The following is a 15974-nucleotide window of genomic DNA, read 5'->3' on the forward strand; positions in this document are numbered from 1 at the left end:
GCAACAGGCTTTTCGGCCTGTTCCACAAGAAAATTTATATTTTGTGGAACAGGCCGAAAAGCCTGTTCATAAAAGGCTAATTGAGAATGGTGCAACATATAAGTTTAACCCACTCAAATCTTTTTGGACACTTTACTACTGCGTTTCCCAGTGCAATTTTCGGCGCTGTTCCCTATAATACAAAAATTTTAAATAAATAGTATTTTTGGGAATATAGCTTAATAACAGCAGATGGTCTTTTTTTACACCAGACCCAGCGGATACAAAAGCGAGATCGAGAGACGGGGAGACGGGGAGACGGGGATGTGGGCAGAGGTTAATCCACAACCTGCGAGAAAAATGCTTAAGAAATGCCGGATAGCTTACCGATTCCCAATTCCAAATTCCCGATTCCCAATTCCCGATTCGGTAATCTGAAAGCGGTTTGGCAGTACCCGAAGCAAAGAACGCAACCCGTGCAAAGCCATGTAACATAAAGATTGCGATATTTTTCTATGTAATATGGAACTATTAGATACCTTGATTGTGGGTGCGGGTATTAGCGGTTTGAGTTTGGCGCACGCACTTCACAAGGAAGCAACGAATCCATCCTCGCTAAAGATTTTAGTCGCTGAGAGTCAGGGACGTGTGGGCGGGAACATCACCACTGTGACAGCGGGGGGGTTTCTCTGGGAGGAGGGCCCGAACAGTTTTTCGCCGACGCCGGAATTGATGAAGTTGGCTGTAGATGTGGGATTGAAGCAGGAGTTGATTTTTGCCGATCGCAAATTGCCTCGTTTTGTGTATTGGCAAAAAAAACTGCAACCGGTGCCGATGACTCCACCGGCGATGATTCAGTCTCAGTTGCTGAGTTTTCCGGGGAAACTGCGGGCGTTGTTCGGGGCTTTGGGGTTTGTCGCGCCGGCAATGGGCGCTGGACTTTCGCAGCAGCGTGACGAGGAAACTGTTTCTCAATTTTTCCGCCGTCATCTGGGGCAGGAAGTGATGCAGCGGTTGGTGGAACCTTTTGTTTCTGGGGTTTATGCGGGCGATCCCCAACAACTTAGCGCGGCGGCGGCTTTCGGCCGGGTAGCAAAGATGGCTGATCTGGGTGGCGGGCTGATGGCGGGGGCGCTGCTTTCTGCTAGGAAAAGACCGAAGCAAATGCCTGCAGACCCGAATGTTCCTAAGACTAGGCCGGGGGAGTTGGGTTCGTTCAAGCAGGGGTTGAAGGCTTTGCCAGAGGCGATCGCTGCTGAATTGGGCGATCGAGTGAAACTCAACTGGCACCTGACTCGCCTCCAGCGTACACAACGCGAAACTTACATTGCTGTATTCTCGACGCCCGACGGACAGCAGGAAGTTGAGGCGCGTACCGTGGTTTTGACAACCCCCGCTTACGTTACAGCCGATTTGTTGCAGCCTCTGCAACCAGAAGTTAGCAGCGCTTTACAAGCTTTTACTTATCCTACGGTTGCCTGCGTGGTAGTAGCATATCCGCATTCGGATGTCAAGGGTAAATTAGTAGGTTTTGGAAATTTAATTCCGAGGGGGCAGGGAATTCGCACTCTGGGGACGATTTGGACATCAAGTTTATTTGCCGATCGCGCGCCTGCAGGGTGGCAAACTCTCAGCAGTTACATCGGCGGGGCTACGGATTCGGAAATTGGCAATCTCGACTCAGAAGAAATCGTTCGGGAGGTGCACCGAGATTTGTCTCGGATTTTGCTGAAACCAGATGTGCCACAGCCAAAAGTTTTAGCGGTGAATGTGTGGAAGCGGGCGATTCCTCAGTACAATTTGGGGCATTTCGATCGCCTGCAACAAATCGATGAGGGCTTAAAATCTTTGCCGGGGCTGTATTTGTGCAGTAACTACGTTGGCGGCGTGGCTTTGGGAGATTGCGTGCGAAGGGGTTTCGATCGTGCACGAGAAGTCGGCGAGTATTTGCAGAACAAACAATCAGATACTCGATCGATCTGAATTATTGTGTGGGGAGGGCGGGTTTACAAATATCGAGGATGTGAATCAGAGATATTGGTGAACCCGCCCCTATACAGCCTTCTGCCTGGTGTTCCGGCGGACATGCCGGCGAATGCTACTAGGTTGTTGGCTCAAACTTGTAACCCACCCCCCGGACGGTTTGAATCATCGGCATTTGATTGGGATCTAGTTCAATTTTGCGGCGAATTTGACCTATATGGACATCCACCACGCGATCGGCTCCTACATACTCGTAGTCCCACACTTCATGCAGCAATTCCGATCGCCTCCACACGCGACCGGGTTTGCTGGCCAAACAGTACAGCAGATCGAATTCTAAAGCAGTCAAAGCAACTATCTGACTGCCGAGAATTACCTCGCGGCGAACCGGATCTATTAGTAGCTCTCCAAAAGTAAGACTTTGTTGTTCGGCGGGAGTAACTATGCGTTTGCGCTTCAAAATTGCTGCAACGCGAGCTCCAATCTCTACAAGACTAAAAGGTTTAGTAATGTAGTCGTCAGCACCTTCGGCAAACCCTTTCATTTTGTCAGCTTCATCGGTTCGGGCAGTCAGCATCAACACAAACACGCCCGTGCGTCTTTGCATTTCTTGACACAGTTTGTAACCAGTTGTATCAGGTAAATTTACATCTAGAACTACTAAGTCAGGATTGAGTTGCTCAAATAATTCCAGACCCGTCTGACCGTCCTCGCCAGACTCAACTTGATAACCTTGCTGGCTCAAAAAACGGTGAATTAAATTTCGGATTGCCGGGTCGTCATCAACCACAAGGATTTTTACAGGGGCCATGACCACAAGTTTGCTTGAAGAATTAGGCAAGAAGATTCAGCCATAATAATAGAAAACTGGATACAAATCTCGAAAAAATTGAGCTTTTAATAGTTATAGCCATATTTATAACCTACGCAAGATTTCGGGCAATAAATCTCCGGGAACTTTGGATAAGGCTAAATTTTGGCCTGGCAGCCCACATTCACTATAGAAAGCTCTAATCGTTTTGACAATATAGCTCAATGCTGTTTGCCGGGAATCAGCAGCTTGGGAGTTTGCCGGGGCTTGCAGGTTGAGTTTATCCCCATATATTAACCCTTTGTCATTGAGATATTGTCCCCATTCGGCGCACACTTGCAACTGGTGGTGCAGTGCTGCTTCTAGATGGCTTGTCTGTGCGACTTTGTTAGCGGCGAAATCTGGGTCTGTGGCTAGTTGATAGTGGGCTAGTCCGAGATTGTTACGGGCGGCCAAGGCGTCAAAAGTGAGTTTGGTTCGATCGATCTCTCCGGCGATATCCAGGGCGGCTTCGTAGGCGGTAATCGCCTGCTGCAATGATTCCGTCCGCGCCTGTTTCTGCTGAAACTGGTTCGCCAAATGCCAATAAGCGGTACCGAGATTGTTGTAGGTGGCTGCTGCTGCTGCGGGTACTAATTCTCTGGTGCGGTATTTCAAGGCTTCGCGGTAGGCGGAAATCGCCCTGACTAGCAGGGGTTCTGAGGGTTGGTGCTGGGCGAGGTTCCAGCAGGCGGTACCTAGGTTGTTTTGCACTCCGGCATAGTTGAGGGGTTCTCGTTCGGGACTGTAACAGGAGAGGGCTTGGGTGTAAGCTGCGATCGCGCTTTTGAGATATACGATCGGCTCACCATCTTGGGCTAAATTCCAGTATGCTGTCGCCAAATTATTCTGAGCCGCAGCATACTGCTGAGGCTCCACGGCGGGGTCTAGATCCAGCAGCGCTTGTTGGTAAGCTGCAACTGCGTGCTGCAAGTTCTCTGTCTTGTCTCGATAGCGGGCTAAATCGGCCGAGGCGATTCCCAAATTTTTGTTTAATCTAACGCGGGTTTGGGGTACGGTTTCGGCATCTGTTCGGTTCAAACCTTCAAGGTAGAGGGCGATGCTGCGTTCAAGGCTGGATACCGGATCTGAGGCGTTGAGGGCATTGGTGCGATCGCGCGACAGCATCCAGTAGAGAGTACCGAGATCGTTGAGCAAATCGGAAATTGGCGGTAGGCTGTTGGACTCCTGGGCGTACTGAGTTAAATTTTCTGTCAATTGGGCAATCAGCCGCGCGCATTCCTCAGTTAGTGGTTGATTTTGCTGCGAGTTGCTGTCAACTTCGAGATACGCAATCACTTGTTCGATCGCGCGAATGGCGATTGTCAGGTTTTGCTCTGAAACGTCTCCGCCCAAAATGCGATCGCGGTAGTAATTTCCCAAACCGTGATAAGCCAAAGCCAATGCTTCGGAACAACACTGATGTTCTTGCAGCAGTTCGATGTATTGCAGGGTTTGCAGCGGCAGAAAATTCTCCTCTGATGCAGCATCATTTTCTGCTTCCAAATCCTCAGAAGCCGCTGCTAGCACCAAATCTGCCAGTTGGACGGATTTAGAATCTGGCGCTGGGGACGGGGTATAGGAAATTGGTGGGGATGGTTCATCATCTCCCAATGGGACGGATTTAGAATCTGGCGCTGGGGACGGGGGATAGGAAATTGGGAATTGTTCATCTGGAATTGGGGATTGTTCAGACAAAGAAGATATTAAAACTTGGTTGCCAAAGTCTCCGCTGTCCCGCAGGTTTCGCAAGTCTCCTGAGTTCCCCAAGTCCTCAAAGTGCCCCAAGTCTTCCTTAGCTGGAGTTGGTTCGCCTTCAAACTCAAATACTCCGGTTCGCCAGTGCCAAAATTCTGGGGCCGATTGCTCGATCGAACTTAGCCAGGGCCGCGACACCCACAGCAACAGAGCAGACTCGCACAATTGCAGGTTTGCTTCAATGTCCCTCAAATAGCTCAGGAACGACCACTGCACGGATGCTGACTGCCTGGTCAGGTGTTCGGCCCCGATAATTTGAAATCCCGGCAAACGGCTGTAGCTGCCTCTGTTTTGCGGCGGTGGGTGTTGGGTCAGCCACGCGGCGATCGAACCCCAAGGATTTGGCTCGCTCAAGTCGAGTTCCAAACTGACAAATCGGGGGTAGTCGATCCGAGGATCGGAGCCTGCGCTCTCTGCGATTAATTCTGTGTGCAAGCGGGCTGCCAGACAGTCCCGCAAGCACAAGTCGTCGCAGGCGGCGATAAAAATTTGACGGCGTAAATTGAGGTCGATCGCCTGTTTCAAGCGTTGGTATATCAGCTTGTTCGAGCTAGAAACTTTTTGGGAAGGAATAGACATCAGGAGCAGCCGATTTTAGATTTTAGATTTTAGATTTTAGGTTTTAGATTTTGGATTGTAGATTTTAGATTGTAGAGTTGAGAGTTGAAATCTCGATCGCTCATAACTCACAACTAAGCCCCGAAGGCAGTCAATCGATTTGAGATTTGAGATTTGAGATTTTAGATTGAAGCCTTGACCGCACGGATAAATTCGGGGGCTCCTTTATCGGATACAGGTTTTTTATTTCTGGGCCCTGAGTCTGCTTTCGGAATGAATCCGGGGGCTTGTATCCTGGATGCTTGATTGTCAATCGCACCGTTGATGACTAAAGGAGTGTAGATTTTCAATTGGCAATTTTATGTGGGTGGCAAACCAGTGTGATTAAGTGCAACCCAAGTCCCTGAACCCGACAGCCGAGAGGAAAACACCAAATTTATGCTGGTCTTATTTAGCTTTCCAGCTCGCTCGGCACGCTTCAGGATTGTCGCAACTCCCTGCTTTGTATTGAAACACAAAAACCATGTTTCCTTGGGAAAGGAAAACATGGTTTCTCGAAGGATTATTTAAAATTGCGATTTGAAGCAGCTTTGAGTCTCAGGCCAGTTTTCAGACGGAGGCAGCCACGTACACCAAACCGGCGACTAACATGGCTGCTGCAATACCCAGGATGATGTAGTTGCGTTGCTGGTTCTTGTTAGGAGGTACGGCTTCATACACCTTCGGCTCTTTAGCAAAGTTGTTCAGGCGTCCATCGTCATCTTTGATGTAAGGCATCAGTCACAATCCTTAATATTTTTGATGTTTACAACTCTACCAAAAAAGCGCCCAGGAAAATTCAGGAATTTATTTTGAGGTGACAGTGCCTGTTTGGGGGGAAGAGGCGATCGCGTAATCTTTGATCGGCATTCTGCCTGCTAAGTACGCCATCCGCCCCGCTTCTGCGGCCATTCCCATTGCTTTGGCCATCGCTGGGGAATTTTGGGCATTGGCGATCGCGGAATTAATCAACAGTGCATCGGCTCCCATTTCCATTGCTCTGGCTGCTTCGCTGGGCGTTCCGATCCCCGCATCGACAACCACAGGAATATTTACAGTGTCAATAATTATTTGAATGTTGGCCGCATTGTTGATCCCTTGCCCTGAACCGATGGGCGAACCTAAAGGCATGACTGTCGCACAACCGACTTCTTCGAGGCGTTTTGCCAGCAGGGGATCGGCATTGATGTAGGGCAAAACGGCAAAACCTTCTTTAACTAATTGTTCTGCAGCTTCCAAAGTGCCGATCGGATCTGGCAGCAAATATTTAGCATCAGGAATCACTTCTAATTTGACAAAATTATTGTCTTCTTGGCCTAAAAGTTTCGCCATTTCCCGGCCTAAACGAGCTACTCTAATCGCCTCATCCGCAGTTTGACAACCAGCAGTATTTGGCAGCATCCAGATTTTAGTCCAATCGAGAGCCTCTGCCAATCCTTCATGGCCGGGAGCATTTGTTTGCACTCGCCGCACAGCCACGGTAACAATTTCGCACCTGCTAGCGTTGACACTTTGCTGCATTTCTGCGATGCTGCGATATTTTCCCGTCCCTGTCATCAAGCGAGAATGAAAAGTTTTGCCAGCAATAACCAGAGGTTTGTCTAAAGATGGCATTTCTGTATCTACTGGATAGCCAAAAATGCTGTACTCAAGTGCCTCTTCCCAGTTTTTTCTGCCTCCCAGCATTGCTTCAAGCTGCCAACCTTCTTTGATAGTTAGATCGTCGCGGGTAACAGCATATAAAATTTGCCCTACAGTAATTAATTTAGCATCTCGCGGCATATTATTTTTCAACCCGCACTCTACGATTTCTTTAAATTCGCTGAAATGGTCTTCCATTTTGCCAGTCTTCCCTTGTAATGAGTTGAATTTGTTTGCTGTTGGCAACAAAAAATATTTGTTGAATCTGATTTTGGGTATCCCAAAACAGACCTTGTTTGATGCCAGCGTTGATTTTCCAGACATCGTAATTTTCTCGGTTGATGTGAAAAACAACTACTGATGCACCTTGATTTTTGGCCCTGCTGATTCCTTCTTGAACTCGATACCTGATGTTCCTCGTAGATTCTGTTAACTCCTTAAATTCGCAAATCTCACCGTCTATCTCAGCATCGGGCGTTCTCACACCCTCTGCTGCTTGCTCGCTCAACATTCTAACTCTCTTCCCTATTTTAGCCAAAACTTCAGCAAGAAAGATTTCAGAATTATTAAGATTATGTTGTTGGTGAATTAGCACAAATCCGCCAGCTATCTCATCAAAATAATATCGCCGATATTCTGGTTCTGCATTTTCGTAGATGGCTCTGCTTGTTTCGATATATTCTGAATTCACCGTTACTATACTCTCAATGGACTCGGATCGGGTAGAGTTAAAGGTATGAAATCAACTGTTGAGCAACTGGCTAAAATTGGAATATTTACCAGCTTAAACCAAACTGAATTAGAGCGATTGCAAGAACATACAGCAATTCGGACTTACCGACAGGGAGAAGTTGTGATGTATGAGGGCGATCGCATCCCGGAAAAATTATACACCATGATTGAGCGGTTCTCTGCGGGTTGCAAAAACAGCGGCGGCGGGCAAAGAAACAATTCTCCGCACTTTGTTTCAGGGAGATATTTTTGCCGCACCTGCTTTGCTAGGCAACGGCATTGCCCCCGCAACGGTGACTGCAGAAACAGATGTGGAAGTTCTTACCACAGAACGGGAATTTTTGCTAGCAGCAATTCGGGAAAATCCTGAGATTGCCTTGCGAATATTGGCGGTGTTTAATCAGCGGTTGCAGCAACTGCACGAGACTGTGCACGGTTTGGTGTCGGAAAGGGCGATCGTGCGGCTGGCCCGATTTATTCATTACTTTGGCGTCGAGCAAGGTAGGAAGATGGCGGATAATAGTGTATGTTTAGAAAAACGTTTTCCCTACTATCAAATTGCTCGCAGTATTGGCATTACCTACGAAGAATGCGTGCGGTTGTTTAAAAAACTCAAGCCGTTTGTCTCCTACAGTCGAGGCGGTAAAATTATTGTATTGGATTGGGAAAAATTGGAGGATATCGCCTCTGGAGATAAAATAGACTAAATGTTACAATCCCAATTCTTGTAGGGGCGGGTTTTACCAACAATTTACGTCTCAAACTAACAATCTCGTAAACCCGCCCCGCCCCAACTGATGATGCTACGGGACATGATTTCACAAACAATATTTGACTGCCACTCACTATCTATATAAACCCGCCCCGATTCACGGGTTGTGGGGGGCGGGTTTATGAGATTATGGATTTTAGGCAAGTATGGTTGGTAAAACCCGCCCCTACAGCAATATTTATGGGATTAATGAGGCTCGGAAAGTGTCAAAATAAACGCCAAATTTTCTTCCGCTTTCAAAGCGTGAAGAGCGTGACCGGGCATGAAGATAAACACCCCCGGTTCCAAAACAATATCCTTGCCTTCCAAAGTCAAAATACCCTTCCCTTCTATGACATTAACTGTGGCATTCCGTGCCGAAGAGTGTTCCGAAATTTCCGTTCCTGCAGCCAGACAAAATAAACTGTACTGACAATTTTTGTCTTTGACTAAAATTTTGTTCAGCACTCCGGCGGCGGGATATTCAATTGCGTCTCGGAGTTGGATTGCTGAAGATTGTAGCGGTAAAAGAGTAGTAGTCATAGTTTTTGACAATTAATTAATTTGGTCACAAGTCTCGAATTTATCAGTGGCTTCACTTTCTTCCATCGAAAATCGAAAATCGAAAATCGAAAATCGATTGAGTCGGTTAAGATTGTTTTTTGGCAGAGATAACGATGTAGCCTAGATCCTGTTGGTAATGCTGGAAAACTCGACGCATTGCTAAGATACGATCGCGAATTTGCGATCGACTTAAAATATTCCACAAAATCCGCACAGTACCCACAAACCCTTCATCTTGCAGCATTCGCGACAAGTTGAGGAGCCCCATCGCCCCACTTTGACACTTTTCTACTTGCAAACCCGCGTTTTGGTAAACAGCAATCCAGCCAGACTCAGACAAAGGCGTTGAATTAGCCCGCGTCACTTCTGATAAAGCTTTGTGAATTTCTGATTCTCGGTTTCTCGCTAAAAGTTCGTGAGAAAGAAACTTGCCACCTGGTTTTAAACGATCGCAAATTCCCGATACAATTTTAGCTTTCCCCGACGGCGACTGCATTGTCAGGATAGCTTCAGCCAACACCCAATCAAACTGTTGGGAAATCCGATCCAAGTGAAAAATATCTCCTTCCACAATTTCCACTCGATCGCTCAAACCCGCTGCTGCAACGTTAGCACGAGCGCGGGTCACACTTTCGGGATTTTTCTCCACTCCCACTACTTTGACGCCAAAACGTTCAACAAGGGCGATCGAACTATATCCAAAACTAGCAGCCAACTCCAAAACAGTCTCCCCAGGCTGAAAATCCGCCCATTCAAATAACTGTTCCGTAGCAAGTTTCCCCCCCGGCCTCAGCATTTTCTTGCCAGCCGCCGCGAGCACTTCATGTCCCGGTGCAGTCTTAAAATTCAGAGCAGTATTGGTCATTGAATTGACCTCCTATTTAACCTTACTCTCAGTTTGCCAAATTTTCTCAAATCTTTCTATGATCTAGCTCATATTCAAATTATCGTAGGCTGAGGCACCCTACAATATCAAGAATTATACCATGTCCGCCCCTCAACAATTCGGACTGTTTTTGATGGCCAACAAAGCTTTCAGTCGAAAGCACAAAACCCGTACTCGTTGTAGTAGAACTTATTTCTGTTAATCCTGTCCACGAATTCGCTTTAAGAAACAATTTTCTCATTCCGCTCTTTAAAACATTGCTGCAACACAGAAACAGGCAGATCCTTCAATTGACCAGCTCGCACAAATTCAGCATAAGTATCAGCCTCTATTGCCTCCAAATCCCCTTCGAGTTTGTCGATAGTCATCTGCCGCAGTTCAGGAGATCGATCGTACATTTGATTGATTTCTGCTTGCAGCAAGTTTAATTTTTCTTGAAGCTGACTCACGAGATGATTGGAAAACTCAGGCTCGATTCTACGCTCGCCCGATACTTCAGATAGATGCTTGAGAACCCGATTGAGAGCAACACGTTGGGCAATCGCCTCCAGATACTCCTGGCGGAACTCCTGGTTGCTCAACAACCCCAGTTTTTCCAGCAGCGCCTTGGTGGTTAAACCTTGTACTAGCAGCGTAAATAAAACTACCCCAAACACGATCGCAATAATTTTTGGTCGATCGGGCAGAACATTGGGTACGCTCAAAGCTAAAGCAATCGAGACAGAACCTCGTAATCCTCCCCACCAAATTACAGTTTGATCGGGCAATGAAATTTCAGAGTGTCCTAACCAATTGCTCAACCATCCTAAACCAAAAATAGCGATCGCTCGCGTCACAAACATCGCCACTACAGTTATGCCAATCACTCCTAAATTCGTTCCCAAATCAGCAAACCTTATCTGATCGCCAATCAGCAGGAACATGATCGAATTTACAAAAAACGCCAAAAAATTCCAAAATTGTGTTACCGCAAGTCGGGTACTGGGTTGCATACCGATACGAGAGCCGAAATTTCCAAATATCAAGCCCATCACCACCACACCAATCACCCCAGAACCACCCAATTCCTCAACAATTATATAAGTGCCGTAGGCTGAAACTAAGGTTAACGATTGCTCCACCAAAGGTAAATCAAATGGTTGAGTCAGATAAGAAACTCCAAAACCGATTAAACTGCCGACAACCACCCCAATTCCCACAAAAGCTAAGAAACGCGCAATCAGAATTGGGATGCCAACGTCATCAGTCCCTAGAGAGGAACCCACCAAAAAACTAAAGGCAACAATAGCAATGCCATCATTAAATAAACTCTCTCCCTCCACCAGCAAAGCTAGGCGTTTTTCAACTCCCAGTTCCCGGAACAATGCAATTACTGAAACAGGATCGGTAGCAGATATACTAGCTCCTACCAACAGGGCGATCGCTAAAGAAACTCCCGCTATTTGGTTGAGAGCAAAAGCCACGCCAGCAACAGAAATAACAACACCCAAAACCGCATAAAGAGCGATCGGCACTAAATCCCGCTTGAGTTTAGGCCATTCCAGATTCCAAGCAGCTTCAAACAACAGAGGTGGCAAAAAAATCAACAGAATCAGTTTTGGCGAGAGCGACACCAACCGCACATCTATAAAAGCCAAACCCAACCCAACAATTACTAAAAGCAGCGTGTAGGGAATTTGGCGCAACCAGCCCCATATTTGCGGCAGCACCGCCACACTTAAGGAAACTAATAGCACTAAGAGAAATTGCTTCAGATTCCCCTCGATCGTCACTTGGTTAATTAGAGTTTCTGGGGTCATACAATTAGGGCTAAAATAGCTAAGGTTTCGGTTTCGAGGGGGACTTATCCGGCCTTGAGCGCCGCACTTCTTCAACTTGACTGACTTGAAAAATTAGGGTAAATTGTTGACCCATTTCTTTTTCGACAAATGCTTCTAAAAGCTGCACCTGTTTGGGTGTCAAAGCTTCGCTGCTGCGAACACTCAGACGAACTTCCGGCGGTTTCGCCAACCAGTTAGTATCAGTTTTAATCATTTCCACTCGTTGAAAAGTGATAGTTCGGTTAAGCAACGCCCGCTTCAGGCTGGCTTCTAGTTGCGCTTGCTCGATCAATTCCGCAAAACTCACCCCCAGAGGAATCACAAGTATAGTCGTCAATCCTAGCGCCCACAAGAGGGCTTTACCGGCGCGATGCAGGGGCGTGTAGCCGGCCATTAAAGAGGTTAGCATACAGGAGAGAGTAATCCCCAGCAAATTAGTAAGATACAGCAAGCTTGCTCCCAGGCTGAGCGACCAATTAGCTTGAGATAAGCCTAAACCTATAACACAAATTGGCGGCATCAGAGCCACGGCGATCGCAGTTCCCGCCAGAGTAGCAGAAACTTTGGGCTGAACTTTCGCATAGCCGCTGATTCCCCCAGCGGCGATCGCAATTCCTAAGTCTAGTAATGTAGGTTTAGAACGAGCTAGAACTTCGCTCCCAAAGTCAGGAATTTGTACCAAAGCGCCCAACAAACAAGCTAGAAAAATTGCTAGCACCGTCCCGACTGCTAATGCAATTAAACCTTTGCGGAACAGGAGAACGTTACCTTCTACCGCTCCAAATGCTAACCCTCGGATTGGCAACATCAGAGGCGCGACGATCATAGCACCGATAATGACGGCTGCACTGTTGGCAAGCAGTCCAAAGGTGGCGATTATACAGGAGCCGAGAATTAAGACAAGATAGTTAATATCTAGGGTTGATTCTTCCAACAAGTCAACTCGTATTTGCTTTAAATGCTCTGGAGCAATCCTGCTCCTGGTGAAATATTTAAGACGGTCTCGAATATTGTTGAGCAAAATAATCTCCTTAAGTCGGGGGCTTGTATCCGTCAAACGATTTTAGATTATAGATTTTAGATTTAAGATTTTAAATTCACTCCACTGATTTTAGATTTACTCCACTGATTTTAGATTTACTCCACTGATGAATCTGGAACCTTGAACAAAAGTCTAAAATTTTGGGCGGCTCACGACAAGAGTCGCGGGTTTGTATCCGTCGGCAGGTGCAATCAAAAACAATCAAAATCCCAGCCAGCAAGTTTTCGAGGATGTCCCGGAACTCTAAAGCAATTGCCGCGCCACTAATACCCAGCAGTTGAATCAAATCTCCTGCCTTGAATGACGCGATCGGCAATAATTGATTTATAATCAAGATATATACTCCACCCCAATAATACCCAATCATGCTCGCAGAAGCAAACGCGACACTTTGGCCTAGTCTAATTACTGTTTCAGCATTAATTCTCTACTTCGTTGTTACCATCAACGTCGGCAGAGCTAGATTCAAATACAAAGTTTCTCCCCCGCAGGTGACAGGAAACCCAGACTTTGAGCGAGTGTTGCGAGTTCAGCAAAATACCTTAGAGCAAATGATTCTATTTTTGCCCTCGCTGTGGCTGTTCTCGCAATTTATCAGCCCAATTTGGGGCGCAGGTATCGGCGCAGTTTGGATAGTTGGACGCATTTTGTTTGCTTGGGGTTACTATCAAGCTGCCGAAAAAAGAGCGGCAGGATTTGGGATTAGTACCTTAGCTACTTTAGCTTTGCTTGGTGGTTCCTTAACAGGCATAATTATGTCGCTGCTGAAGGTTTGAGCGTAGCTTCCGATAGACATAATTGTTTTTCTACTCGTTTTACTCGTTACCAGGCTCTGCCTGGTAACGCAGATCCGGAGGCTCAGCCTCCAATTTTCCTGCTGAAAAAGCGAGGCAGATCCTCTCGACAGCGGTTCCCTGGCAGAGCCTGGGAACCAGTTAAATCCAAGTCTTTCAATCACCTTCAGGAGTAAATATGTCAGAAACCAACAAACCCGTATTTGAAATTAACCCGAAACTTTTTCAGCAGCTTGTCGAGTGGCAAGAAAAACTTGAACGAGAAGATGAATTAGCAAGCGAGTCAGAAAACGAGAAACTAACTCAGGTAATAACTCCTCCCCACAGTGATGAACAGCATTCTCAAACAGATAATTTCTAGCTGGTGGCTAGCAGCATCTTTGGGATTTCCGGCTGCTGTCTCGGCTCAATCGCTGACATCTAACCAAATTCAGCAAGTCAATAGCGGTTTGTTTCGTTCTAACTCTCAAGATTTCTTTCAGCAAGGCTATCGCCAACTGGAAATAGAAATCGTAATTTTGTTGCAAAAAAATGGCACTTTCCCAGGCAATATTCTGGAGATTGATGAAAAATTGCGCTCTCAGCTTTGTAGCCAATTTAAAATATCGTCGTCGCATTCTGATACAATAAGTGCTGCTCAAAGTGCTGATTTCCAGACCCAATTAAAAGACATTTGCAGACACAATTAAAATGAAAGTGAGGTCAATATTCAAAGTTTAGTGCTAATGGATCAAGAGGCTATGGCAAAGTTAAAAACAGCCATGCTGGAAGCGGAAACCGCTGCTCATTTGGCGGCAATCATTATTGATTATACTCATGAGGAAATGATGCTAGTTTTTTATGAGCTAGAATGGAAACAGCAGGCTAGAATTAAGGATATTTGGAAGACTGTTAGTTAAAGTAGATTGGTCGAAATCAGAGGTTTTAATTTTTAACCGCAGATGTAAGCCGATAGACGCAGATGAACGCAGATTTAATTTTGTTAGTGTTCGCTGTGTAGAACAATCTTAATTTGTACACAGCGAACAATGACATATCTAAACTAGGGATTCGAGGCATATTTGGCGGAAATGATCGCCCCGTTGCTCGAAGTTTTGGTATTGATCGAAGCTAGCACAGGCTGGGGAAAGCAGCACTACTTTAGCATGATTTTGTTGGGCTAATTCTGCCGATCGCGGGATCGCTCGTTCCATTGTTTCGACAATTTCCCAAGCGTTGTAATTTGCTTGTGTGAGCCGATCGGCAAAAATACCTGCCGCATCCCCAATTAGCAACACCGCAGCAGCTTTTGCCTTGATTGTATCAATCCATGCGCGATCGTCCCCTTCTTTGGCGTCGCCGCCCGCAATTAAAATCGCCGGTGCGCTCACAGAAGCCAACCCGACTTGCGCGGCGTCATAATTAGTAGCTTTGCTGTCGTTGATGAAATCTATGCCTTCCCAAGTGCAGATATGTTCGAGGCGGTGCGAAACTCCGGGGAATTTAGCGATCGCCCGCGCGATCGCACTTTTATCTATCCCCGCCAAATTAGCTGCCGCCACCGCCATTAACAAATTCTGCAAATTGTGTTCTCCCACCATCCGCAAAGAATCAGCAGGCAGAATTTTCTCGCTTTGAGCGATTACCCAACCATCTTGAATATAGGCTCCAAAATCTGTATTTCCCAACAAATCTTTTTCACCTTTGACACTCGTCCAACACGCATCCGGCCAAACGTCAACTCCTTGCTGCCGCAAACAAGGATCGTCGCCGTTAATTACTTGCACTTCCGACTTTTTCAGCAAATGCGCTTTAATGTTGTAGTAATTTTCTAAAGTTTTGTGGCGGCTGAGGTGATCCGGCGTCAAAGTCGTCAAAACTCCGATGCGTGGCGCTACAAACGGCGAGGATTCTATCTGATAGCTGCTAATTTCTGCGATTACCCAATCCGGCTGTTTTTCGGCTAAAGCTAATTCACACGCAGCATAGCCAATATTGCCACAAGCGGGAGCATAAAGCCCGGCCTCTGCAAAAATAGCAGCAATTAAAGCAGTAGTAGTAGTTTTGCCGTTAGTGCCGGTAATTCCCACCCAAGGAGATTTGAGGTAACGCCACGCGAGAGCCATTTCTCCGATTGTTTCAATGCCTAACTCTCTGGCGCGCACTAATGCTGGACTGTCCCAGGGAACGCCCGGACTCACTACTATTAATTCTATAGATTCGACTGGTTCAAAAGATTTACCTAACTCCACATGAATTCCTTCGTTAGCGAATTCCTGTTGTTGTTCGAGCAAGTTTGGGGAAGATGAGCGATCGCTCAGCGTTACTTCCCATCCTTCGCGTTTTAGCAGTCTGGCGGCGGCAATTCCTGATTTTCCTAGTCCAATGATATGAGCTATCGGCATAAGCTGTGTGTGTGATGGAGCGAATTTCCCTGGTTTTATAAGTTTATATCTTAACCTTGAATTGGTTGTTGACTATTGGCCATTTAGCTTATTTTTTAAGAGAGCGATCGAACTCTGCCCAGACGCGCGCGGTTCGGCAATAATCCTAATAGATTTACTCGTTTTATTGGTAAGCTTTAATGTTATTGGGAGC

At 46.5% G+C, this 15974-nt stretch carries 16 protein-coding genes; 6 read left to right on the forward strand and 10 right to left on the reverse strand.

From position 1 onward, the window contains the following. The first annotated feature begins 501 nt into the window (after positions 1-501). The gene (hemG, locus tag QUB04_RS17955) at positions 502-1962 is read left to right on the forward strand and encodes a protoporphyrinogen oxidase (RefSeq protein WP_333286372.1); all 1461 of its coding nucleotides are present in this window, start codon (positions 502-504) and stop codon (positions 1960-1962) included. Between the two features lie 118 nt (positions 1963-2080). On the opposite strand, the gene QUB04_RS17960 is transcribed toward hemG, so the two are convergent. From QUB04_RS17960 to QUB04_RS17980, 5 genes are all read right to left on the reverse strand, one after another. Next, the gene (locus QUB04_RS17960) at positions 2081-2773 is read right to left on the reverse strand and encodes a response regulator transcription factor (RefSeq protein WP_333051401.1); all 693 of its coding nucleotides are present in this window, start codon (positions 2771-2773) and stop codon (positions 2081-2083) included. 105 nt (positions 2774-2878) lie between these two features. Then, positions 2879-5149 carry a hypothetical protein gene (locus QUB04_RS17965; protein WP_333286374.1) on the reverse strand — a complete coding sequence of 757 codons (2271 nt, stop codon included), beginning with the start codon at positions 5147-5149 and terminating at the stop codon, positions 2879-2881. 588 nt (positions 5150-5737) lie between these two features. Further along, on the reverse strand, positions 5738-5905 hold the full coding sequence (gene psb34, locus QUB04_RS17970; protein WP_333103838.1) for a photosystem II assembly protein Psb34: 168 nt from the start codon (positions 5903-5905) through the stop codon (positions 5738-5740). 69 nt (positions 5906-5974) lie between these two features. Then, positions 5975-6781 (reverse strand): thiazole synthase, encoded by an 807-nt coding sequence (locus QUB04_RS17975; RefSeq protein WP_333286453.1) that lies wholly within the window; start codon positions 6779-6781, stop codon positions 5975-5977. 199 nt (positions 6782-6980) lie between these two features. Then, positions 6981-7499 (reverse strand): CdiA C-terminal domain-containing protein, encoded by a 519-nt coding sequence (locus tag QUB04_RS17980; protein WP_333146453.1) that lies wholly within the window; start codon positions 7497-7499, stop codon positions 6981-6983. Positions 7500-7707: 208 nt separating this feature from the next. Here QUB04_RS17980 and QUB04_RS17985 point away from each other — a divergent pair, with 208 nt between their 5' ends. Continuing rightward, positions 7708-8247 carry a Crp/Fnr family transcriptional regulator gene (locus tag QUB04_RS17985; RefSeq protein ID WP_333286376.1) on the forward strand — a complete coding sequence of 180 codons (540 nt, stop codon included), beginning with the start codon at positions 7708-7710 and terminating at the stop codon, positions 8245-8247. 251 nt (positions 8248-8498) lie between these two features. Here the strand turns inward: QUB04_RS17985 and QUB04_RS17990 are convergent, their stop codons facing one another. The 4 genes from QUB04_RS17990 to QUB04_RS18005 all read right to left on the reverse strand — a co-directional run bounded on the left by QUB04_RS17990 (position 8499) and on the right by QUB04_RS18005 (position 12582). After that, positions 8499-8834 carry a cupin domain-containing protein gene (locus tag QUB04_RS17990; RefSeq protein WP_333286378.1) on the reverse strand — a complete coding sequence of 112 codons (336 nt, stop codon included), beginning with the start codon at positions 8832-8834 and terminating at the stop codon, positions 8499-8501. Between the two features lie 106 nt (positions 8835-8940). Continuing rightward, complete coding sequence (locus tag QUB04_RS17995) at positions 8941-9720, reverse strand: methyltransferase domain-containing protein (protein WP_333286380.1); 780 nt, start codon at positions 9718-9720, stop codon at positions 8941-8943. 242 nt (positions 9721-9962) lie between these two features. Continuing rightward, positions 9963-11540, reverse strand: coding sequence for a sodium:proton antiporter (locus QUB04_RS18000; protein ID WP_333286382.1), 1578 nt, complete (start codon positions 11538-11540; stop codon positions 9963-9965). Between the two features lie 19 nt (positions 11541-11559). Further along, positions 11560-12582, reverse strand: a complete 1023-nt coding sequence (locus tag QUB04_RS18005; RefSeq protein WP_333286384.1) for a DUF389 domain-containing protein — start codon at positions 12580-12582, stop codon at positions 11560-11562. A gap of 386 nt (positions 12583-12968) precedes the next feature. On the opposite strand from QUB04_RS18005, the gene QUB04_RS18010 reads away from it, so the two are divergent. The 4 genes from QUB04_RS18010 (at position 12969) to QUB04_RS18025 (ending at position 14296) form a co-directional block, all read left to right on the forward strand. Further along, positions 12969-13379 (forward strand): MAPEG family protein, encoded by a 411-nt coding sequence (locus tag QUB04_RS18010; protein WP_333286386.1) that lies wholly within the window; start codon positions 12969-12971, stop codon positions 13377-13379. Between the two features lie 196 nt (positions 13380-13575). Further along, complete coding sequence (locus QUB04_RS18015; protein WP_333286388.1) at positions 13576-13758, forward strand: hypothetical protein; 183 nt, start codon at positions 13576-13578, stop codon at positions 13756-13758. Next, positions 13727-14086: a hypothetical protein gene (locus tag QUB04_RS18020; protein WP_333286455.1), complete on the forward strand. Its 360-nt coding sequence runs from the start codon at positions 13727-13729 to the stop codon at positions 14084-14086. The genes QUB04_RS18015 and QUB04_RS18020 overlap by 32 nt, the downstream gene beginning before the upstream one ends. A gap of 36 nt (positions 14087-14122) precedes the next feature. Continuing rightward, complete coding sequence (locus tag QUB04_RS18025; RefSeq protein ID WP_333286390.1) at positions 14123-14296, forward strand: hypothetical protein; 174 nt, start codon at positions 14123-14125, stop codon at positions 14294-14296. 138 nt (positions 14297-14434) lie between these two features. Here QUB04_RS18025 and murD read toward each other — a convergent pair whose 3' ends face one another. Further along, positions 14435-15781 carry a UDP-N-acetylmuramoyl-L-alanine--D-glutamate ligase gene (murD, locus tag QUB04_RS18030; protein ID WP_333286391.1) on the reverse strand — a complete coding sequence of 449 codons (1347 nt, stop codon included), beginning with the start codon at positions 15779-15781 and terminating at the stop codon, positions 14435-14437. Positions 15782-15974: the final 193 nt, after the last annotated feature.

The organism is Microcoleus sp. D2_18a_B4, from assembly GCF_036702475.1.
GTDB lineage: Bacteria > Cyanobacteriota > Cyanobacteriia > Cyanobacteriales > Microcoleaceae > Microcoleus.

Coding starts and splice junctions, on each gene's coding strand:
- hemG (WP_333286372.1), top strand. CDS start 502: ATGGAACTATTAGATACCTTGATTGTGGGTGCGGGTATTAGCGGTTTG.
- QUB04_RS17960 (WP_333051401.1), bottom strand. CDS start 2,773: ATGGCCCCTGTAAAAATCCTTGTGGTTGATGACGACCCGGCAATCCGA.
- QUB04_RS17965 (WP_333286374.1), bottom strand. CDS start 5,149: ATGTCTATTCCTTCCCAAAAAGTTTCTAGCTCGAACAAGCTGATATAC.
- psb34 (WP_333103838.1), bottom strand. CDS start 5,905: ATGCCTTACATCAAAGATGACGATGGACGCCTGAACAACTTTGCTAAA.
- QUB04_RS17975 (WP_333286453.1), bottom strand. CDS start 6,781: ATGCCATCTTTAGACAAACCTCTGGTTATTGCTGGCAAAACTTTTCAT.
- QUB04_RS17990 (WP_333286378.1), bottom strand. CDS start 8,834: ATGACTACTACTCTTTTACCGCTACAATCTTCAGCAATCCAACTCCGA.
- QUB04_RS17995 (WP_333286380.1), bottom strand. CDS start 9,720: ATGACCAATACTGCTCTGAATTTTAAGACTGCACCGGGACATGAAGTG.
- QUB04_RS18000 (WP_333286382.1), bottom strand. CDS start 11,540: ATGACCCCAGAAACTCTAATTAACCAAGTGACGATCGAGGGGAATCTG.
- QUB04_RS18010 (WP_333286386.1), top strand. CDS start 12,969: ATGCTCGCAGAAGCAAACGCGACACTTTGGCCTAGTCTAATTACTGTT.
- QUB04_RS18015 (WP_333286388.1), top strand. CDS start 13,576: ATGTCAGAAACCAACAAACCCGTATTTGAAATTAACCCGAAACTTTTT.
- QUB04_RS18020 (WP_333286455.1), top strand. CDS start 13,727: ATGAACAGCATTCTCAAACAGATAATTTCTAGCTGGTGGCTAGCAGCA.
- QUB04_RS18025 (WP_333286390.1), top strand. CDS start 14,123: ATGGATCAAGAGGCTATGGCAAAGTTAAAAACAGCCATGCTGGAAGCG.
- murD (WP_333286391.1), bottom strand. CDS start 15,781: ATGCCGATAGCTCATATCATTGGACTAGGAAAATCAGGAATTGCCGCC.